Raw genomic sequence first — 19,845 nt, 5'->3', positions numbered from 1 at the left:
AGCCCAGCGAGGCGTGCGGCCGCCAGCACCATTTACACCTGGCGGGCCGACACCGCGCGAATCCGTTTCGAATCCTGGCGCCGCGGGCGCCGAGCCCTGGAGTTTGCGATGACCGATTCCCCGTATGCTGCGCGGCGCGCGCGCGTGATCGAGGCCATGAACCGCCTGGGCGGCGGCGTGGCGATCATCCCGACCGCGCCTGAAGTCCCCCGCAACCGCGACAGCGACTACCCTTACCGGCACGACAGCTACTTCTACTATCTGTCCGGCTTCACGGAACCCGAAGCGGTTGTCGTGCTCGATTCCCGTAACGGCCAATCGATCCTGTTTTGCCGTGCGAAGAACGAAGAACGCGAGATTTGGGACGGTTATCGCTATGGCCCCGAAGCCGCACGCGAGGTCTTTGGCTTCGACGCCGCCTATTCGATCGACGAACTCGACGCACGTCTGCCGCAACTGCTGGCCAACGTGCCGGCGCTCTTTTATGCCCTCGGCGCCTCGGCCCGGCAGGACGAGCAGATCCGCGGCTGGCTGAACACCGTGCGCGCGCAAAGCCGCGCCGGCGTGACCGCGCCGGAATCGGCGCACGACGTCCGCGCGATCCTCGACGAAATGCGTCTGGTGAAAGACGCGCATGAGATCGGCATCATGGCGCGCGCCGGCAAGATCTCGGCGCAGGCGCACGTGCGCGCGATGCAGACAAGCCGCCCCGGGCTGCGCGAATACCACCTCGAAGCGGAACTGCTGTACGAATTTCGCCGCCATGGTTCGCAATTCCCGGCGTACGGCTCGATCGTGGCCACCGGCGCCAACGCCTGCGTGCTGCACTATCGCGCAGGCGACACCGAATGCCGCGACGGGGATCTGTGCCTGATCGACGCGGCCTGCGAACTCGACGGATATGCATCCGACATTACCCGCACTTTCCCCATCAACGGAAAATTCACCGCTGCGCAGCGCACGCTGTATGACATCGTGCTGGCCTCGCAGCAAGCGGCCATCGACGCCACTCGCGCCGGCGCGCGCTTCGACGCGCCGCACGAAGCCGCCGTGCGCGTGCTCGCGCAAGGCATGCTCGACACAGGCCTGCTCAAGACCGACACCCACGGCAGCGTCGACGACGTGATCGCCAGCAAGGCTTATTCGCGCTACTACATGCACCGCACCGGCCACTGGATCGGCATGGACGTCCACGATTGCGGCGAATACCGGGAGACGGCGCCGAATGGCGGCGAGCGTCCGTGGCGCGCATTGCGGGAAAACATGGTGCTGACAGTCGAGCCGGGAATTTACGTGCGTCCGGCGCCCGACGTCGACGAGCGCTGGTGGAACATCGGCATTCGCATCGAAGACGACGCCGTCGTGACCGCCAACGGCTGCACCTTGCTCACGCGCGGCGTGCCCGTCGACGCCGACGAAATCGAGGCGCTGATGCGCGGCTAAACGCAGTACCGACCGCCATGACTTCGCAAGCTTTCCCGCCGCCGGCAGAGGAAACCCGTTCGTCCGCAGTGCCGGGCGCGTCCATCGGCGAACATCCGGCGCCGCATTACGACGTGGCTATCGTCGGCGCGGGTCCGGTCGGTACCGCGCTGGCACTCCTGCTCGCCCAGCGCTCGCCGCACCTGCGCGTGGCGTTGATCGACGCGCGTGGGCCGCAAGGCGGCTACGACGATCCGCGCGCGCTCGCGCTGTCGCACGGCAGCCGGCAAATCCTCGCGCGCGCCGGCGCGTGGCCGGATGCGGACGCGCATGGCGCGCCACACCGCCTTGCCGCGACACCGATCCGTCACATCCACGTTTCCCAGGCGCACCATTTCGGCAGCACCGAGATCGATTGTGCCGATCATGACGTTCCCGCGTTGGGCTATGTCGTGCGATACGGCGCCCTGATGCGCACACTGGACGGCGCGCTCGATCGTTTGCCCATGCCCGCAACGGCCTCGGCGGCGGTGGTGCCGTCCGAAGCCGCCCCCGGACTGACCCATTTGCGGCCGCGCCGCGCCCTCGCGCTGCGGCAGGACGCCAGCCACGTCACACTCACCGTCGGCGGACACGACGACCATGCCGGCACGTTGCACGCGACATTGGCGATCAACGCCGAGGGCGGGCTGTTCGAGGGCCAGACAGCCAGGCCGCTCACACGCGACTACCGGCAAACAGCGCTGGTGGCATTCGTGACGTGCGCTCGCCCGCGGGCCGGATGGGCCTGGGAGCGATTCACGTCGGAAGGTCCGCTCGCGCTGCTGCCGCTCGAACACGGGTACTCGCTCGTCTGGTGCTGTGCCCCGGATGACGCCGAACGCCGCTTGCACGCCGATGACCGCGCATTCCTCGACGAACTGCACACGGCATTCGGCGACCGCATGGGAGAATTCACCGCCGTCGCGAGCCGGGCGCGTTTCCCGCTGGGACTCAACGCCCTCGGGCACGTGGTCGACGGACGGGTCGCCGCCATCGGCAACGCGGCCCAGACGCTGCACCCGGTGGCAGGCCAGGGATTGAATCTCGGGTTGCGCGATGCCTTCGACCTGACCGAAGCACTCGCGCTCGCCCGCGGCGCGCCGGGTGTCGAAGCGCTGCGCACCTTCGCCCGCCGCCGCCGCGTGGACCGTGGCATGACGATCCGCATTACCGACTGGCTGCCGCGGCTGTTCGGCGTGGATGCCGCACCGGTCGCGACGCTGCGCGGCCTCGCCCTGCTCGGCCTCGAACTGGCTCCGCCATTGAAGGCTGCATTCGCTCGCCAGATGATGTTCGGCCAGCGCGGCTGACAGCCGATCGCCACTGATCCCGGACGATCGTGGCGCTCGCACAACATTTAGGCAACACGCGGTCGCGGTGCCGCGCCCAAGGGGCGGGTTTTGGGCGACGGGAAAGGGTTTACGCAGTAAAATAGAAGTTTTTCCCGGCTTTTCCCTCCCCGTGCGCATCGGTCCTCACGAGCTCCGCAATAATCTTTTCGTCGCCCCCATGGCCGGGGTGACGGATCGTCCGTTCCGCCAGTTGTGCAAGCAACTGGGGGCGGGCTATGCCGTCTCGGAAATGGTCGCCTCGAACGCGCAGTTGTGGAAAAGCGAGAAAACCATGCGGCGCGCCAACCATGCCGGCGAAGTCGCGCCGATCTCCGTGCAGATCGCCGGCGCCGATCCGGCCATGATGGCCGAAGCGGCGCGCTACAACGTCGAGCGCGGCGCGCAGATCATCGACATCAACATGGGCTGTCCGGCCAAGAAAGTCTGTAATGTCGCTGCCGGTTCCGCGCTGTTGCAGAACGAACCGCTCGTGGCACGCATCGTGTCGGCCGTTGTCGGCGCGGTGGGCGACGCCGTACCGGTCACACTCAAGATCCGCACCGGCTGGGACCGCGACCACAAGAACGCGCTGACGGTCGCGAAAATCGCCGAAGATTGCGGCATCAGCATGCTGACGGTGCACGGCCGCACGCGCGCCGATCTGTACCACGGCGACGCCGAATACGAAACCATCGCCGCCGTAAAGGCCGCCGCGCGCATCCCGGTCGTCGCCAACGGCGACATCGATTCGGCGCAGAAGGCGAAACACGTCCTCGCGGTGACCGGCGCGGACGCGATCATGATCGGCCGCGCGGCACAGGGACGTCCGTGGCTGTTCCGCGATATCGAATTGTTTCTGACGACGGGCGAAGTGGCCTTGCCGCCGCGCGTCGACGAAATCCAGCAGATCATGAACGAGCATCTGCAGGATCATTACGCGTTCTACGGGGAATTTACGGGCGTGCGCACGGCGCGCAAGCACATTGCCTGGTATTCACGCGGATTGCCCGGTGCATCGGCCTTCCGCCAGCGCATGAACACGCTCGACACCACACAAGAACAGTTGGCCGCGGTCAACGAGTTTTTCGAACAGCAGAAGGCGCACTCGGACCGCCTCTGTTACGAACAAGAATCGCCGAGGGAGCTATTAGCCGCATGAGTAAAACCAATATAGAACAATGCGTGCGCGACAGTCTGGATTCATATTTCCGGGATCTGGACGGCGCACGGCCACACGATGTATACGATATGGTGGTCTCGGTCGTCGAGAAGCCCCTGCTCGAGTTTGTGCTCGGCAAGGCGGACGGCAACCAGTCGCTGGCCGCCGAATACCTGGGCATCAACCGCAACACCCTACGCAAGAAGCTGCAGCAGCACGGCCTGCTGTAAAGGCCGTTCGCCGCCACCGCCCGATCCCAGGCCGCCCCTTTCGCCGTTTCATTTTCGTACCGTCATGATCAAGCAAGCCCTCATCTCCGTCTCCGACAAGACCGGCATCGTCGACTTCGCGAAGTCGCTCGCCGCGCTCGGCGTGTCGATCCTTTCCACCGGCGGCACCGCCAAGCTGCTGGCCGACGCCGGCCTGGCCGTCACCGAAGTGGCCGACTACACCGGTTTTCCCGAGATGCTCGACGGCCGCGTCAAGACGCTCCATCCGAAAGTGCACGGCGGCATCCTGGCCCGCCGCGACCTTCCCGAGCACATGGCCGCGCTCGCGAAGCACGACATCCCGACGATCGACCTGCTCGTCGTGAACCTGTACCCGTTCGTCCAGACGATCGCCAAGAGCGACTGCACGCTCGAGGAAGCCATCGAGAACATCGATATTGGCGGCCCCACGATGCTGCGTTCGGCCGCAAAGAACCATCGCGACGTGACCGTGATCGTCGATCCGGCTGACTACGCCGTGGTGCTCGACGAAATGAAAGCCAATGGCAACACCGTCGGCTACGCGACCAATTTCCGCCTCGCGACGAAGGTCTACGCGCACACGGCCCAGTACGACGGCGCGATCACGAATTACCTGACGAGCCTAGGCGTTTCGCTGCGCCACAGTGAACGCAAGCCCTACCCGGCGACGCTGAACCTGGCGTACACGTTGGTGCAGGACATGCGCTACGGTGAAAATCCGCACCAGAGCGCGGCGTTCTACCGTGACATCACGACCCCGGAAGGCGCGCTCGCGAACTATCGCCAGCTGCAGGGCAAGGAACTGTCGTACAACAACATCGCCGACGCCGACGCCGCGTGGGAATGCGTGAAGACGTTCGACGCGCCGGCATGCGTGATCATCAAGCATGCAAACCCGTGCGGCGTGGCTATCGCGGCAACTGCGGCCGATGCGTATGCCAAGGCCTTCCAGACGGATCCGACGTCGGCCTTCGGCGGCATCATCGCGTTTAATCGCGAAGTCGACGAAGCCGCAGCGCAGGCCGTCGCCAAGCAGTTCGTGGAAGTCCTGCTGGCCCCGGCATTCTCCGAGGCCGCCAAGCAGGTGTTCGCTGCGAAGCAGAACGTGCGTTTGCTCGAAGTCCCCCTGGGCCAGGGCGTTAACGCCTTCGACTTCAAACGTGTCGGCGGCGGCCTGCTGGTCCAGTCGCCGGACGCGAAGAATGTGCAGCCGCATGAGCTGCGTGTGGTCACGAAGCGTTACCCGACGCCCAAGGAAATGGACGATCTGCTGTTTGCCTGGCGCGTCGCGAAGTTTGTCAAGTCGAACGCCATCGTGTTCTGCGCCGGCGGCATGACGCTGGGCGTCGGCGCCGGCCAGATGAGCCGCGTCGATTCCGCACGCATCGCCAGCATCAAGGCGCAAAACGCGGGCCTGTCGCTGAAGGGGTCGGCCGTGGCATCGGACGCCTTCTTCCCGTTCCGTGACGGTCTTGACGTGGTCGTCGACGCCGGGGCCACCTGCGTGATCCATCCGGGCGGCTCGATGCGCGATGACGAAGTCATCGCCGCCGCCGACGAGCGCAACGTCGCCATGCTGATGACCGGCACGCGCCACTTCCGTCACTGATCGACGGATAGCCGCTGAACAAAGGCCGGCACCCTCACGGGGCCGGCCTTTTGCATGGTGCGTACGGCTTCGTCCGTCGAGCCGTCAGAACACGGGGCTGCCGCCTCTCGCGATTACTGACGCACTTCGCCGTGGCCGAAGACGACATACTTCAGACTCGTCAGGCCTTCGAGACCCACGGGGCCGCGCGCATGGAGTTTGTCGTTCGAAATGCCGATTTCCGCGCCGAGGCCATACTCGAAGCCGTCGGCAAAGCGCGTGCTGGCGTTGACCATGACGCTGGCCGAATCGACTTCCCGCAGAAAGCGCATGGTCGCGCTATAGTCTTCCGACACGATCGCGTCGGTGTGATGCGAGCCGTAATGGTTGATGTGGTCGATGGCGGCGTCGAGACCGTCAACGATCTTCACGGCCAGCACCGGCGCCAGATATTCCGTCGACCAGTCCTCCTCGACAGCGTGCTTGATGCCATCGATGCCGGCGGCCTCAAGCACGGCGTAACTGCGCTCACAGGCGCGCAGTTCGACTTGCCTGGAACGCATCGTGCGCGCCAGTTCAGGCAACAGCGCCTGCGCCGCGACGTCGACCAGCAGCGTTTCCATCGTGTTGCAGGTGCCGTAACGATGCGTCTTCGCGTTGTCGCAGATGGCGTTCGCCTTGACCGGATCGGCGCGGCCGTCGACATAGACGTGGCAGATCCCGTCGAGGTGCTTGATCATGGGCACGCGCGCGTCACGCATGAGCCGCTCAATCAGGCTCTTGCCGCCGCGCGGCACAATCACGTCGACGTGCGCCGTCATCGTGATCAACTCACCCACGGCGGCGCGATCGGGCGTGGCCACGACCTGCACTGCCTCGCCCGGCAGCCCGGCCGACGCCAGCCCTTCGGCGATCAGTGCCGCCAAGGCCGTGTTGCTTTCGATCGCTTCCGAGCCGCCACGCAGAATCGTGGCGTTGCCCGATTTCAGGCACAACGCCGCAGCATCGATGGTCACGTTGGGACGCGACTCGTAGATGATGCCGATGACGCCAAGCGGCACGCGCATCTGACCGACCTGAATGCCGGTCGGACGAACGCGCACGTTGGTGATTTCGCCGATAGGGTCGGGTAGCGCGGCGATCTGGCGAAGCCCTTCGATCATCGTCTGCAGGGCCTTGTCCGACAGCGTCAGGCGATCGATGAAGGCCGCGTCGTTGCCGTTGGCGCGAGCGCGCGCCAGATCCTTCTGGTTGATTTCCTTCAGGCGCGACGCATCGCGTGCAATGGCGTCGGCGATCGCCAGCAGTGCGCGATTCTTCGCGGCGCTGTCGGCGCGCGCCATGGCACGGGACGCGTTGCGGGCACGTTGCCCGAGAGCTTGCATGTATTGCTGAATGTCCATTGTCTTTGCGGGCAGCAAGGCTGCCGGTTCGAAGCGTATCGGTTGCATCGGGTTCAGGCGTATTGTGCGCCTGATGGCGTTTTCGCGCAGGCCGCCGTCCTGGCGCCCGGCATCGTCCGGACCAAACAGCGCCTGCGAGAATCGGGCGGGCGCGGCCCTACGCGTGCGCCGGTCGTGGCGCGCGCGGCGGCCGCGCCGGCGGCGGTCGCTCGCCCACCAGCATCAGGCCCAATTGAAGCAGGCCGTCCCAAGGGTCGGCGGGCAGGCCATCGGCACGCAGCCCCTTGACCTGACGGTCCAGACGGGCCGCAAGCAACAGCGCACGATTGAGCGATTCCGGCGTGACGCGCCGCACTGCCTGGTCCATCAGGCGTTCACGCGGCCCCCACACCCGATATTCGCGCAGCAGCGCCGCCAGCGGCTTGCCGGCCGCCATGCCGCGGGTGATGCGCGCGAGCGTGCGGACCTCTTCGGTCAGCGCCCAAAGCACCAACGGCGCCGCCTCGCCTTCGCCGCGCAGCCCGTCGAGCATACGTACGAGCCTCGGAACGTCGCCGGCGAGCACCGCTTCGCTGAGTTTGAACACGTCGTAGCGGGCAACGTTGAGCACCGCGTCCTGCACTTGCTCGAACTCGATCGGTCCGGCCGGATACAGGAGACCGAGCTTCTGGATTTCCTGATGGGCAGCCAGGAGATTCCCTTCCACCCGATCGGCAATGAACTGCAATACGCGGCGGCCCGCGTCTCCGGCAGCCACGCGCTGTCCCTGCGCCGCCAATCGCTGGGCGATCCAGTCCGGCAGGCGTTGGCGGTCGACAGGATCGATCTTGATCGTCGTGCCTGCCCGATCGAGCGCACCGAACCAATCGGATTTCGTTGCCAGGCCATCGAGCCGCGGCAACGTCACGATCGTCAACACGTCGCTGCCCGCGGCTTGGGCGTAGGTTTTCAAAGCCGCACCGCCGTCGCGCCCGGGCTTGCCGCCCGGAATCCGCAATTCGATCAGCTTGCGATCGCCAAACAGCGACATCGATTGTCCGGCGTTGGCCAGCGCGCCCCAATCGAAGCCACGCTCGACGCTCAGCACCTCACGCTCGGTAAACCCGCCGGCACGCGCTGCGGCACGCACGCGATCGACGGCCTCCTGCACAAGCAGACTCTCGTCGCCGTAGATCGTATAGATCGGCGAAAGTGTCTTGGCGAGGTGCGCTTCAAGCGCGTCGGCACGCAGTTGCATGAGTGACAGGCGCCGGGAATCAGCTCGCGGACGGCGCGGGCATTGCCTTGACCGCTTCCATGCGACGGATGATCTGATCGACGGTATCGCGCAACATGTCCCGATACAACAGCGCGGATTCCGTGTCGCGCGCGGTAGATTCCGAGTCGCTGTACGGCAAATTGCGAACCAGCCGAATTTCACTGCGCGGAATCACAATCGTGCCGTCGGGCGTCACGAGCTGAAACGTGGTGATGCTCGAAAGTTCATACTCGCGCGCCTGCCCGGACGTGTTCAGGCTCACGGCAGCGCGGCTCTGCGACACGCTGAGGATCTCCAGCCGTGCGTCGGCGTCCTTGGGGGAAGTGACGACCACCGTGCCCTTGCTGCCGTATCGGATATTGCGCTGGATATCGACGGACAACTGGGTATTGGACGACGCGATATACAGCCGCTTGAAGGCATAGTCGCTCGCGCCGCGCAACTCGAATCCGCATGCCGTCAACAGCAGCGCACAGCCGAGCACCGTGACCCAGCCGAAAATCGTACGAAACATGCCGGCTCCTTGCCGCAGCAGAATGTTGTGCACCTTACATCACCACGTTCACAAGACGGCCCGGCACGATGATGATCTTCCTGGGCGTAGCGCCCTCGCCGAACTTGGCGGTCATTTCGTGGGCCAGGGCGGCCTGCTCGATGACTTCGCGCGAAGCATCCTTCGCAACCGTCAACGAACCGCGCACCTTGCCGCTGACTTGCAGCACGAGCTCGATTTCCGCTTGCACCAGCGCCGCTTCGTCGACTTCGGGCCACTGCGCGTCGAGCAGATCGCCGAACTGCGCGGCGTAGCCGAGCGCCTCCCAGAGTCCGTGCGTGACGTGCGGCACGACCGGGTACAACACGCGCAGCAGGATGCCATAGCATTCGCGCACGGCGCCCGCACCGGCGGCGCCCTTGTCGCCCTCGATCGCATTGAGCATCTTCATCGCGGCCGACACGACGGTGTTGTACTGGACGCGGTGGTAGTCGTAGTTGGCCTGCTTGAGCACGCCGTGAATTTCACGGCGCAGCGTTTGCGCGGCAGCATTCGTCCCGATCGCCGCATCGGGCTGCGACAGCAGCGCCGCGTTGGCCTGGCCGAAGCCCCACAGACGGCGCAGGAAGCGGCTTGCGCCTTCCACGCCCGAGCCCGACCACTCGAGCTGCTGCTCGGGCGGGGCGGCGAACATGACAAACAGTCGGGCAGTATCAGCGCCGTAGAGGTCGATCAGCGCCTGCGGATCGACACCGTTGTTCTTCGATTTCGCCATCTTCTCGATGCCGCCCAGCACAACGTCCTGGCTGTCCGCGCGCAGGGTCGCGCCGATAGGACGGCCCTTGTCGTCGAGCTGCACCTGCACATCGGCCGGATTGAACCACGTCTTCTTGCCCGATGTGTCTTCGCGGTAGAACGTTTCGTTGAGCACCATGCCCTGTGTCAGCAGGTTCTGCGCCGGCTCATTGAACTTCACGAGCCCCAAATCGCGCATGACCTTGGTCCAGAAGCGCGAATACAGCAAGTGCAGGATGGCGTGTTCGATGCCGCCGATGTACTGGTCCATCGGCATCCAGTAATCGGTGCGCGAATCGACCATCGTCTCGGCATCCGGGCACGTGTAGCGCGAGAAATACCAGGACGAATCGACAAACGTGTCCATCGTATCCGTCTCGCGGCGCGCCGCCTTGCCGCAACTCGGGCAGGTGCAATTCAGGAATTCCGGCGACTTGGCGAGCGGATTGCCCGTGCCGTCCGGCACGAGGTCTTCCGGCAACACGACCGGCAGATCCTTCTCGGGCACCGGCACCGCACCGCAGGCGTCGCAATGGATGATCGGGATCGGCGTACCCCAGTAACGCTGGCGCGAAATGCCCCAGTCGCGCAGGCGGTATGTGACCTGCTTGTCGCCGACGTCCTTCGCCTTCAGGTCAGCCGCGATCGCGTCGACGGCGGCGGCGTAACCCAAACCGTCGTACTTGCCGCTGTTGACGCACTGGCCGGCTTCCTTGTCGCCGTACCACGCCTGCCATGCGTCCGTCGAGAACGTTTCACCCGGCACCGTCACGACCTGCTTGATCGCCAGGCCGTACTTGCGCGCGAACGCGAAATCGCGCTCATCGTGCGCCGGCACGCCCATCACGGCGCCTTCGCCGTAGCCCATCAGCACGTAATTGCCGATCCAGACTTCCACAGGCTCGCCGGACAGGGGATGCGTGACGAAGAAACCCGTCGGCATGCCCTTCTTTTCCATCGTGGCGATGTCGGCCTCGGCCACACCGCCGTGCTTGCACTCGGCGATGAATGCCTGAAGCTCGGGCTTGCCCTCTGACAGACGCGCCGCCAGCGGATGCTCGGCCGCGATCGCGCAGAAGGTCACGCCCATGATCGTGTCGGCACGCGTGGTGAACACGCGCAGCAATTGCTGCTGGCCATCGAGCGTGTACGGAAAACCGAAGTTCACGCCGAAGCTCTTGCCAATCCAGTTCTGCTGCATCACCTTGACGCGCTCCGGCCAGCCAAGGCTGTCGAGATCGCTCAGCAGCTCGTCCGCGTACTCCGTGATGCGCATGTAATACATCGGGATCTCGCGCTTTTCCACGAGTGCGCCCGAACGCCAGCCGCGACCGTCGATCACCTGCTCGTTGGCGAGCACGGTCTGGTCGACCGGATCCCAGTTGACGGTCCCGGTCTTCAGGTAGACGACGCCCTTCTCGAGCATCTTGAGGAACAGCCACTGATTCCACTTGTAGTAATCGGGCTTGCAGGTCGCCATTTCGCGCGACCAGTCGATGGCGAGCCCCATCGCCTGCATCTGCTTCTTCATGTAGGCGATGTTGTCGTACGTCCACTGCGCCGGCGGCACGCCGTTGGCCATGGCCGCATTTTCCGCCGGCATGCCGAAGGCGTCCCAACCCATCGGCATGAGCACGTTATAGCCGCGCATGCGCAACTGACGGTACATCACGTCGTTGATGGTGTAGTTGCGCACGTGCCCCATATGCAGCTTGCCCGACGGATACGGCAGCATCGAGACGCAGTAGAACTTCGGTTTGTCCGCGCGCTCGGTGGTCTTGTAGGCATCGATGGCCGTCCAATGCGACTGGGCAGCGGCTTCGACGTCGGCGGGAACGTATTTTTCTTGCATGATGGGTCGGCGGATGGAATTCGGTCCGGGCTGTTGCCGCCTGCCGGCCGGTCCACGCGGGGACGGTCAGCAAACGAGGCAATTCCGGGGGAAAACGTTGATTATAACGCCGCCGCGCCTGGAATCGGCGCAGCGGAACAGCACGGACGGGCCTCGGGCTAACGCAGGCCCAGCACGTCCTGCATGTCGAACAGGCCGTTCTGGCGGGTGGCCAGAAAGCGCGCGGCGCGCAGCGAGCCTTGCGCGTAAGACTGGCGGCTCGACGACTTGTGCGTAATCTCGATACGCTCGCCAATGCCGGCGAACAACACCGTGTGATCGCCGACGATGTCGCCGCCGCGCACGGTCGCAAAGCCGATCGTCGACGGATCCCGTTCGCCCGTGACGCCTTCGCGGCCATAGACCGCGCATGCCTGAAGATCGCGGCCGAGCGCTGCGGCGACCACTTCGCCCATGCGCAGCGCCGTACCCGACGGCGCGTCGACTTTGTGGCGGTGATGCGCTTCGATGATCTCGATGTCGTAACCCGTATTCAGAATTTTCGCAGCGACTTCGAGCAACTTGAACGTGGCGTTCACGCCAACGCTCATGTTCGGCGCAAAAACGATCGACACGCGCTCGCTGGCGTCATGCAGGCGCTGCTTCGCTTCGGCGGAGAAACCGGTGGTGCCGATGATCATCTTGACGCCGCGCTTTTCGGCGACGGCAAGATGCGCCAGCGTGCCTTCGGGGCGGGTGAAGTCGATCAGGAACTCGGCATTCGCGAGCGCGGCGTCGATATCGCCGCTGATCTTGATGCCGGTGTCCCGGCCGAGGAACGCACCGGCATCCACACCGATGGCCGGGCTGTCCGGCCGATCGAGCGCGCCGACCAGTTCGGCGTCATCGGCCGCAAGGACCGTTTCAACGAGCATCCGGCCCATGCGGCCGGACGCCCCTGCAATGGCGATTTTCAACATGGCGATTACTTGGGCATCGAGAACTTGCCGCCCGAGGCGGTCACGGGCGGCGACGGCACGGTCGCCGGCGATTCGGCACTGGCAGGCGCGACCGCAGGCGCCGCAGCGGCAGGCACGCTTTGCACCGCGGATGCGGGGGCGTCCGGCGCAGCGGCCGGCGCCGATGCAGAGGCGTCAGTCGACGGCGCAGCGGCCGCAGCACTCGCGGCGGCCGGCGCAGCCGCCGGTTTGTCGCTCTTGCCACGTTTCTGGCCATCGATTTCCTGGACCAGCTCGTACTCGGACGGCAGATCGTTGCCGCCTTCCCATTTCGCGAGCGAGTCGCCGTCGAAGTACAGGGCCAGGTGGCGCTCCTGCACCACGGCTGTATTGCCGCGCTTGAAATAGAAGACGTAGTCCCAGCGGTTGGCGTGGAACATGTCGGCCAAAAGCGGCGTGCCGAGCAGCAGGCGCACCTGGTCGCGCGTCATGCCGGCCGCGAGTTGATCGTAGGCTTCCTTCGAGACGAAGTTGCCCTGCACGATGTTGATGCGATACGGCGTGACAGCACCGATCATGCGGCCCGTAACGCTGTCGTAGGTCGAGCAGCCGGCCAGTACCAACAGGGCCGCGGCCGCGCAGAGGGTAAGGGAACGACGCAAATCTGACTCGCTTAGAAAAAGTACGACGGATGGACAAATCCCGCCCAGGTTGCACCGGTTTGCGCCGGGCAAGACAAAAAGGCATTATTATTGGGGCTGTATTGTACTCTAGGGACGTAGAGCGATGCCGAATCCCGCCGATCTGAAAAATATCGGACTGAAAGCCACGCTTCCGCGCCTCAAGATTCTGGAGATTTTTCAGAATAGCGAGGTGCGCCATCTAACCGCCGAAGACGTCTACCGACACCTGCTCGGCGAAAACCTCGACATCGGCCTGGCCACTGTCTACCGCGTCCTGACGCAGTTTGAACAGGCAGGCTTGCTCTCACGCAGCAATTTCGAATCGGGCAAGGCCGTTTTCGAGCTGAACGAAGGGCATCACCATGACCATCTGGTCTGCATGGACTGCGGACGCGTCGAAGAATTTTTCGACGCGGAGATCGAGCGACGCCAGAAGCTGATTGCCAAGGAGCGCGGTTTCGCGCTGCAGGAGCACTCGCTGGCGATGTACGGCAGTTGCACGAAGGACCCCTGCCCGCACCGCGGAAAAACCTGACCGGCGCTGCAATGGGCACCGCCGGGCTTTGAGTCGACGCCCAAAAATGAAAAACCGCTGTCTCGACGACAGCGGTTTTTTTTGCCTGACAAACGCTTACTTCGCGCTCATTAGCGCGACAGTCGTGTCGAGCATGCGGTTGGAGAAGCCCCACTCGTTGTCGTACCACGACGTGACCTTCACCAGGCGGCCCGACACCTTCGTGAGCGAACCGTCGAAGTTCGACGACGCCGGGTTGTGGTTGAAGTCGACCGAGACCAGCGGCGCCGTCGTGTACGTGGCGATCGCCTTCAGCGGGCCTTCAGCGGCTTCCTTGAGAATCGCGTTGACTTCATCGACGGTCGTGTCGCGCGATGCGATGAACGACAGGTCGACGATCGACACGTTGATCGTCGGCACGCGGATCGCGAAACCGTCGAGCTTGCCGTTCAGTTCCGGCAGCACCAGGCCGACGGCCGAAGCGGCGCCGGTCTTCGTCGGGATCATGCTCATCGTGGCCGAACGTGCGCGGCGCAGGTCTTCGTGATAGACGTCCGTCAACACCTGGTCGTTGGTGTAGGCGTGGACCGTCGTCATCAGGCCGTTCTCGACACCGATTTTTTCGTGCAGCGGCTTGACCAGCGGCGCCAGGCAGTTGGTCGTGCACGATGCGTTCGAGATGACCGTGTCGGTCGACTTCAGCACACCTTCGTTCACGCCGAACACGACGGTCGCGTCGACATCCTTGCCGCCCGGGGCCGAAATGATCACCTTCTTCGCGCCGCCCAGGATGTGCGCGCCAGCCTTTTCCTTCGTGGTGAAGAAGCCCGTGCACTCGAGCACGACGTCGACACCGAGCTCGCCCCACGGCAGTTCGGCCGGGTTCCGGTTGGCCAGCACGCGAATCTTGTCGCCGTTGACGACCATGAAGTCGCCGTCAACCGACACCGTGCCCGGGAACTTGCCGTGGGCGGTGTCGTATTGCGTCAGGTGCGCATTGGTCTGAGCGTTGCCGAGGTCGTTGATGGCGACGATCTCGATGTCATGCTTCTTGCCGCCTTCGTAATGGGCACGCAGGACGTTGCGGCCGATACGACCGTAACCGTTGATTGCGACGCGAATAGTCATGGGGGTTCTCCGTAAGGTCAAATGAAAATCAGCCGATCACGGACTTGGCCGTCGAGACCACATGGTCGACGGTGAAGCCGAAGTGTTTGAACAGCACGCCGGCCGGAGCCGACTCGCCGAAGGTGTCGATGCCGACCACACCGCCTTCCAGGCCGACATACTTGTGCCAGAAGCTGGTCACGCCGGCCTCGATGGCCACACGCGGCACGCCGCGCGGCAGCACGCTCTCGCGGTACGCCTTGTCCTGACGGTCGAATACATTGGTCGACGGCATCGAAACGACGCGCGCAGCCACGCCAACGGCTGCCAGCGCCTCGGCGGCCTTTAGCGCCAGATCGATTTCCGAGCCCGTCGCGATCAGCACGACCTTGGCATCCTTCGCGTCGCGCAGCACGTAGCCGCCACGACGGATCGCGGCGATCTGTTCGGCGTCTCGCGGCACGAACGGCAGGTTCTGGCGCGAGAAGATCAGCGCGCTCGGGCCGCTGTCGGCGGCGGTATTGCGTTCCACGGCGAAAACCCAGGCAGCGGCCGACTCCACGGTATCGCACGGACGCCAGACGTCCATTTGCGGGATCAGGCGCAGGCTCGACACGTGCTCGATCGACTGGTGGGTCGGACCGTCTTCGCCGAGGCCGATCGAATCGTGCGTGAACACGAAGATCGAGCGCAGCTTCATCAGCGCCGCCATGCGCAACGCATTGCGGCTGTAGTCGGAGAACGTCAGGAAGGTGCCGCCGAACGGGATGAACCCGCCATGCAGCGCGATACCGTTCAGGATGGCGCTCATGCCGAATTCGCGCACGCCATAGTTGATGTGATTGCCGGACTGCACACCCTCGGCGTTGGCGCGCACGGCCTTGCTCGCCTTCCAGTTGGTGAGGTTCGAGCCCGTCAGGTCGGCGGAGCCGCCGAGAAACTCGGGCAACACGGCAGCAAGGCCTTCGATCGCGAGTTGCGACGCCTTGCGCGTGGCCACCGTCTCGGCCTTTTCATTGGTGCGCGCGATCAGCGCTTCGGTCGCGGCCTTCCAGTCGCCCGGCAGTTCGCCCTTCATGCGGCGTACGAACTCGTTCGCTTCACGCGGATATGCACGGGCGTAGGCGTTGAATTTGTCGTCCCAGGCCGCTTCGGCCTTGGCGCCTGCCGCCTTCGCGTCCCAGGCGGCGTAAACTTCGGCCGGCACTTCGAACGGCGCGTTGGTCCAGCCCAGTGCGGCGCGCGTGGCGGCAATTTCGTCGGCGCCGAGCGGCGCGCCGTGCACGTCGTGTCCGCCTTGCTTGTTCGGCGCGCCCTTGCCGATCAGCGTCTTGCAGCAGATCAGCGTCGGACGATCCGATTGCTTCGCCTGCGCGATCGCGGCGTCGACCGCGTCGGCATCGTGACCGTCGATGCCGCGAATCACGTTCCAGCCGTAAGCTTCGAAGCGCTTCGGCGTGTCGTCGGCAAACCAGTATTCGACATCACCGTCGATCGAGATCCCGTTGTCGTCGTACAGCGCGATCAGCTTGTTCAGGCGCAGCGTGCCGGCCAGCGAACAGGCTTCATGCGAGATGCCTTCCATCAGGCAGCCGTCGCCGAGGAATGCATATGTGAAGTGGTCGACAATCGATGCTTCCGGCTTGTTGAACTCCTTGGCAAGCAACGCTTCGGCGAGCGCGAAACCGACCGCATTCGTAATGCCTTGGCCGAGCGGGCCCGTGGTCGTCTCGACGCCCGGCGTGATGCCCACTTCGGGGTGGCCCGGCGTCTTGCTGTGCAACTGCCGGAAGTGCTTGAGCTCGTCGATCGGCAGATCGTAGCCGGTCAGGTGCAGCAGCGAGTAAATCAGCATGGAGCCGTGACCGTTCGACAGCACGAAGCGGTCGCGATCGGCCCAATGCGGATTCACCGGATTATGCTTGAGATGTCGGCCCCACAACGCAACCGCGATGTCGGCCATGCCCATCGGCGCCCCCGGGTGCCCGGAATTGGCCTGTTGGACGGCGTCCATGGAAAGGACGCGAATGGCGTTGGCCATCAGCGCGGCGGAAGCAGTAGAAGAATTCGTCATGGTGACCAACCGGATGAGCGGGCTTGCCCTCGGGTGCCGCGGGCGGCCGCGCGAAATCAAATGCGGAGAAAGACCACGATTTTACCAGATGCGCTCCCTCCCCGGGACGACGGCCGCCAACTTCCCCAAATGAGGGGAAAGTGGAATGATGGAAAGATGATCGGCCTTCGCCGTTCGTTTGCCGTTCGCTTACCGTTCATTTCGCATCCACTTCACCGGAAATCACGTAGCGATGACGTCAAAACCTCCCGTCCTGCCGTCATCTCCGGGGGCGGACACCCCCCGTGGAGAGACGGTGCCGTCCGATTCCGGGCGCGGGGCCGCGTCCGGGATCAGGGCAGCCGGCGAAACCTTTTTGTCGCCATTGTCCCCGCATGTCACGTACGGATTCACCGGCCGCCGCGTCGCATCGATCGACACGCCGCATCAACGCATCGAGGTCATCGACACCGACGCCCTGGGGCGCGCCTACCGCCTCGATGGCCGGTTCATGGCCTCGCTGGCCGACGCCCACATTTGCCACGAATGCATGGTGCACCCGCTGCTGCTCGCCCATGGCGCCGTGCAGCGCGTGCTGATTCTCGGCGGCGGCGACGGCGGCTCAGCCCGGGAAGTCCTGCGCTACAGCGGGGTTGCATCCGTCGTCGTCGCGGAGCTCGACGCGGCCGTCGTCGCGATGACGCAGCGTTATTTGCCGAGCCTGGCCGATGGCGCCTTCGACGATCCGCGCACCCTGCTCGCGCCAGGCGACGCCGTGGCCTACGTGGATACGGCACACGCGCACGGGGCGCATTTCGATGGGATCATCTTCGACTTGACGGAACCCGACGGGATCGCCGCGTCCTTGCATGGCGACGCCTTCTTCGCGCGTGTCAAGGACGTGCTGGCGCCCGGCGGCGCCATCGCGCTGCAACTCGGCGCGCCCTGGCACCAGACGGCGGCGGTGCGCCGGATGCTCGCGGCATTGCGGCGGCACTTCCGGATCGTCCGTCCGATGACCGCCTACGTGCCGCTGTACGGCGCGCTATGGGCCTTGGCCTGCGCCAGCGATACCGTCGACCCCGTCGCCCTGTCATCCCGAGCGGCCGCGAAGGCTCTGGTACAGCACGGCATCGGCCCGCTGCGCCATTACGACGGCGCTCGGCACGCATCGCTGTTTTCGCTCACGGCCGATGTTGCCGCCCTGCTCGCGTGACGGAACCGACAGGCGCGTGAACACGTCCAACGCCAAATCCGCGCGGCGCCGGCACGCCGCGCAGGTATATTTACCCTTGTAGCGCTCTGCGACGACGACAGGAGGCCCCCATGTCCGATTCCCGTCCGGCCCATGTGCCGTGGCTGACGCCGTACCTGACCGTGCGAAACGCGCGCAAGGCCGTAGACTTCTATCAGCGGGCCTTCGGCTTCACGCTGCACGATCAGGTCGACGACGACGGCGCCGTCATGCATGTCGAAATGTTCTACAAGGGACAGCTGATTCTGATGTTCGCGCCTGAAGGTGCGTTCGGGAGCACCGCGAAATCGCCGAAAAGCGCCGGCATCGAAGCTTCGCAGAGCTTTTACGTCTATTGCGACGACGTCGATGCGCATTACGCCCGCGCAACCGCCGAGGGCGCGCGCGGCATCATGCCGCCCGAGGACCAGTTCTGGGGAGACCGCTTCTGCCAGCTCGAGGATCCCGACGGCTACCGTTGGGGCTTCGCCAAGCCAGTGACCGCGCGTGCTTGAACGCGCGAGACGCGTCGCACCGCCGGAGCGGGCTTGAGCGGCGCGTAGGACGCTGCTACTCTGCGGGCAATCTCACCGCCGGCCCGTTCGCCATGCCACGCTTTTTCATCGATGCTCCCCTCGCCGCCGGCATGCCCGTCGAGCTTCCCGACAACGTGGTTCGCCACGTTCAAGTGTTGCGCCTGCAGGTCGACGACGCCATTACCCTGTTCAACGGCCAGGGCGGCGAGTATCGCGCCGGATTGCTCGAGATCGGCAAGAAACGCGCAACCGCACAGATTGTGGAACATGTGCCGGTGGAGGCCGAGGCGCCGTATCATGTCACGCTCGCCCAAGGTATCGCAGGCGGCGACAAGATGGACTGGCTGATCGAGAAGGCCGTCGAACTTGGCGTGGCGGCCATTCAGCCGATTGCGGCAGAACGTTCCGTCACGCGGCTCGACGGCGAGCGCGCGGTCAAGCGCGTTGCACACTGGCAGGCGATCGTCGAGGCCGCGTGCGAACAGTGCGGCCGCAATCGCGTCCCGGCTGTCCTGCCCATTCTCTCGTTGAACGAATGGTTACGCGGTGCCGCTACGGATTGTCATTGGCGTGTGCTATTGTCACCAAGAGCAGACGTCGGTTTCGATTCGTTGCCCATGCATGCGCCGCAAGACCGGGGCGCCCTGCTGTTCGGCCCGGAAGGCGGATTGACGGACAACGAAGAGATGGCAGCCCGAAAGGCCGGCTTTACCGGCATTCGGCTCGGGCGGCGGGTGTTGCGCACCGAAACCGCGGGCATCGCCGTGCTGGCCGCGCTGGCCGCCCGCTGGGGCGGCTGGTAGGCGGTGTTCGCCGGCATTCGCCCCGACACCGTTCACCCTCACCGCATTCCCTGTCGTTGCTGTCAGTTCCGGCCATTCCCGGCCACTTTGCAGTTCCACGCAGCCATCCACGGCCAATCAGGGCCACAAGGAGATCGCCATGGGCTTGCTCGATTCCATCCTCGGTTCGTCCGGCAATACCGGCAGCGGCGGCGGTAACACGCGTGCGCTGCTTCTGATGGGGCTGTTGGCGATGATCGCCAGCCGCTCGAGTCAAGCACAAGGGCCGGGCGGCGAAGGTGGTGGCCTGCTCGGTTCGCTGGGCAGTCTGCTCGGCGGTGCAGGCGGGGCCGGCGGCGCACTCGGCGGGCTCCTCGGCGGCGGTGGCGCGGCCGGCGGCCTCG

17 protein-coding genes and 1 pseudogene are annotated in these 19,845 nt (G+C 65.0%); 10 read left to right on the top strand and 8 right to left on the bottom strand.

The window, feature by feature from the left end; translation table 11 throughout:
• The first annotated feature begins 108 nt into the window (after positions 1-108).
• From PTE30175_RS24570 to purH, 5 genes are all read left to right on the top strand, one after another.
• The gene (locus PTE30175_RS24570; protein ID WP_150699691.1) at positions 109-1,443 is read left to right on the top strand and encodes an aminopeptidase P N-terminal domain-containing protein; all 1,335 of its coding nucleotides are present in this window, start codon (positions 109-111) and stop codon (positions 1,441-1,443) included.
• 17 nt (positions 1,444-1,460) lie between these two features.
• Positions 1,461-2,774, top strand: a complete 1,314-nt coding sequence (locus PTE30175_RS24565) for a UbiH/UbiF/VisC/COQ6 family ubiquinone biosynthesis hydroxylase (protein ID WP_150699690.1) — start codon at positions 1,461-1,463, stop codon at positions 2,772-2,774.
• Between the two features lie 151 nt (positions 2,775-2,925).
• The gene (dusB, locus tag PTE30175_RS24560; RefSeq protein ID WP_150699689.1) at positions 2,926-3,954 is read left to right on the top strand and encodes a tRNA dihydrouridine synthase DusB; all 1,029 of its coding nucleotides are present in this window, start codon (positions 2,926-2,928) and stop codon (positions 3,952-3,954) included.
• Positions 3,951-4,184: a Fis family transcriptional regulator gene (locus tag PTE30175_RS24555; RefSeq protein ID WP_010803993.1), complete on the top strand. Its 234-nt coding sequence runs from the start codon at positions 3,951-3,953 to the stop codon at positions 4,182-4,184. Before dusB ends, PTE30175_RS24555 begins: the two co-directional genes overlap by 4 nt.
• Before the next feature lie 64 nt (positions 4,185-4,248).
• Entirely contained in the window at positions 4,249-5,814 is a 1,566-nt protein-coding gene (gene purH, locus PTE30175_RS24550) for a bifunctional phosphoribosylaminoimidazolecarboxamide formyltransferase/IMP cyclohydrolase (RefSeq protein WP_150699688.1), read from the top strand.
• Positions 5,815-5,927: 113 nt separating this feature from the next.
• Here purH and PTE30175_RS24545 read toward each other — a convergent pair whose 3' ends face one another.
• The 6 genes from PTE30175_RS24545 to PTE30175_RS24520 all read right to left on the bottom strand — a co-directional run bounded on the left by PTE30175_RS24545 (position 5,928) and on the right by PTE30175_RS24520 (position 13,194).
• Positions 5,928-7,196, bottom strand: coding sequence for a glutamate-5-semialdehyde dehydrogenase (locus tag PTE30175_RS24545; RefSeq protein WP_150699687.1), 1,269 nt, complete (start codon positions 7,194-7,196; stop codon positions 5,928-5,930).
• Positions 7,197-7,353: 157 nt separating this feature from the next.
• Positions 7,354-8,433: a DNA polymerase III subunit delta gene (holA, locus tag PTE30175_RS24540; protein ID WP_150699686.1), complete on the bottom strand. Its 1,080-nt coding sequence runs from the start codon at positions 8,431-8,433 to the stop codon at positions 7,354-7,356.
• 19 nt (positions 8,434-8,452) lie between these two features.
• Positions 8,453-8,968, bottom strand: coding sequence for an LPS-assembly lipoprotein LptE (locus PTE30175_RS24535; protein ID WP_150699685.1), 516 nt, complete (start codon positions 8,966-8,968; stop codon positions 8,453-8,455).
• A gap of 34 nt (positions 8,969-9,002) precedes the next feature.
• The gene (gene leuS / locus PTE30175_RS24530; protein ID WP_150699684.1) at positions 9,003-11,594 is read right to left on the bottom strand and encodes a leucine--tRNA ligase; all 2,592 of its coding nucleotides are present in this window, start codon (positions 11,592-11,594) and stop codon (positions 9,003-9,005) included.
• A gap of 158 nt (positions 11,595-11,752) precedes the next feature.
• A complete protein-coding gene (gene dapB / locus PTE30175_RS24525) occupies positions 11,753-12,550 on the bottom strand; it encodes a 4-hydroxy-tetrahydrodipicolinate reductase (protein WP_150699730.1) in 798 nt (265 codons plus the stop codon).
• Between the two features lie 8 nt (positions 12,551-12,558).
• Positions 12,559-13,194, bottom strand: coding sequence for an outer membrane protein assembly factor BamE (locus PTE30175_RS24520; RefSeq protein WP_224788956.1), 636 nt, complete (start codon positions 13,192-13,194; stop codon positions 12,559-12,561).
• A gap of 124 nt (positions 13,195-13,318) precedes the next feature.
• On the opposite strand from PTE30175_RS24520, the gene fur reads away from it, so the two are divergent.
• Positions 13,319-13,750: a ferric iron uptake transcriptional regulator gene (gene fur / locus PTE30175_RS24515; protein WP_150699683.1), complete on the top strand. Its 432-nt coding sequence runs from the start codon at positions 13,319-13,321 to the stop codon at positions 13,748-13,750.
• Between the two features lie 96 nt (positions 13,751-13,846).
• On the opposite strand, the gene gap is transcribed toward fur, so the two are convergent.
• Both gap and tkt read right to left on the bottom strand, forming a co-directional pair.
• On the bottom strand, positions 13,847-14,857 hold the full coding sequence (gene gap / locus PTE30175_RS24510) for a type I glyceraldehyde-3-phosphate dehydrogenase (protein WP_150699682.1): 1,011 nt from the start codon (positions 14,855-14,857) through the stop codon (positions 13,847-13,849).
• A 28-nt stretch (positions 14,858-14,885) separates the two neighbouring features.
• Complete coding sequence (tkt, locus tag PTE30175_RS24505; RefSeq protein WP_150699681.1) at positions 14,886-16,910, bottom strand: transketolase; 2,025 nt, start codon at positions 16,908-16,910, stop codon at positions 14,886-14,888.
• Between the two features lie 355 nt (positions 16,911-17,265).
• Here tkt and PTE30175_RS24500 point away from each other — a divergent pair, with 355 nt between their 5' ends.
• The 4 genes and pseudogenes from PTE30175_RS24500 to PTE30175_RS24485 all read left to right on the top strand — a co-directional run.
• Positions 17,266-18,105 (top strand): spermine/spermidine synthase domain-containing protein, encoded by an 840-nt coding sequence (locus PTE30175_RS24500; RefSeq protein WP_224788955.1) that lies wholly within the window; start codon positions 17,266-17,268, stop codon positions 18,103-18,105.
• A 110-nt stretch (positions 18,106-18,215) separates the two neighbouring features.
• Entirely contained in the window at positions 18,216-18,638 is a 423-nt protein-coding gene (locus PTE30175_RS24495) for a VOC family protein (RefSeq protein WP_150699679.1), read from the top strand.
• Between the two features lie 92 nt (positions 18,639-18,730).
• On the top strand, positions 18,731-19,462 hold the full coding sequence (locus PTE30175_RS24490; RefSeq protein ID WP_150699678.1) for a 16S rRNA (uracil(1498)-N(3))-methyltransferase: 732 nt from the start codon (positions 18,731-18,733) through the stop codon (positions 19,460-19,462).
• A 139-nt stretch (positions 19,463-19,601) separates the two neighbouring features.
• A pseudogene (locus PTE30175_RS24485) lies at positions 19,602-19,845 on the top strand (YidB family protein); the annotation flags it as partial.

Origin of the sequence: Pandoraea terrae, from assembly GCF_902459695.1 — a bacterium.
Lineage (GTDB): Bacteria > Pseudomonadota > Gammaproteobacteria > Burkholderiales > Burkholderiaceae > Pandoraea > Pandoraea terrae.
Note: the sequence above shows the minus strand (reverse complement) of the source record. Positions and strands in the feature narration are given on the sequence as shown.

What these genes read in the sequence shown, in the direction of transcription:
- fur (WP_150699683.1), top strand. Translation starts at nt 13,319, where the DNA reads ATGCCGAATCCCGCCGATCTGAAAAATATCGGACTGAAAGCCACGCTT.
- PTE30175_RS24545 (WP_150699687.1), bottom strand. Translation starts at nt 7,196, where the DNA reads ATGGACATTCAGCAATACATGCAAGCTCTCGGGCAACGTGCCCGCAAC.
- PTE30175_RS24495 (WP_150699679.1), top strand. Translation starts at nt 18,216, where the DNA reads ATGTCCGATTCCCGTCCGGCCCATGTGCCGTGGCTGACGCCGTACCTG.
- PTE30175_RS24570 (WP_150699691.1), top strand. Translation starts at nt 109, where the DNA reads ATGACCGATTCCCCGTATGCTGCGCGGCGCGCGCGCGTGATCGAGGCC.
- PTE30175_RS24565 (WP_150699690.1), top strand. Translation starts at nt 1,461, where the DNA reads ATGACTTCGCAAGCTTTCCCGCCGCCGGCAGAGGAAACCCGTTCGTCC.
- PTE30175_RS24535 (WP_150699685.1), bottom strand. Translation starts at nt 8,968, where the DNA reads ATGTTTCGTACGATTTTCGGCTGGGTCACGGTGCTCGGCTGTGCGCTG.
- gap (WP_150699682.1), bottom strand. Translation starts at nt 14,857, where the DNA reads ATGACTATTCGCGTCGCAATCAACGGTTACGGTCGTATCGGCCGCAAC.
- PTE30175_RS24490 (WP_150699678.1), top strand. Translation starts at nt 18,731, where the DNA reads ATGCCACGCTTTTTCATCGATGCTCCCCTCGCCGCCGGCATGCCCGTC.
- tkt (WP_150699681.1), bottom strand. Translation starts at nt 16,910, where the DNA reads ATGACGAATTCTTCTACTGCTTCCGCCGCGCTGATGGCCAACGCCATT.
- holA (WP_150699686.1), bottom strand. Translation starts at nt 8,433, where the DNA reads ATGCAACTGCGTGCCGACGCGCTTGAAGCGCACCTCGCCAAGACACTT.
- leuS (WP_150699684.1), bottom strand. Translation starts at nt 11,594, where the DNA reads ATGCAAGAAAAATACGTTCCCGCCGACGTCGAAGCCGCTGCCCAGTCG.
- purH (WP_150699688.1), top strand. Translation starts at nt 4,249, where the DNA reads ATGATCAAGCAAGCCCTCATCTCCGTCTCCGACAAGACCGGCATCGTC.
- PTE30175_RS24555 (WP_010803993.1), top strand. Translation starts at nt 3,951, where the DNA reads ATGAGTAAAACCAATATAGAACAATGCGTGCGCGACAGTCTGGATTCA.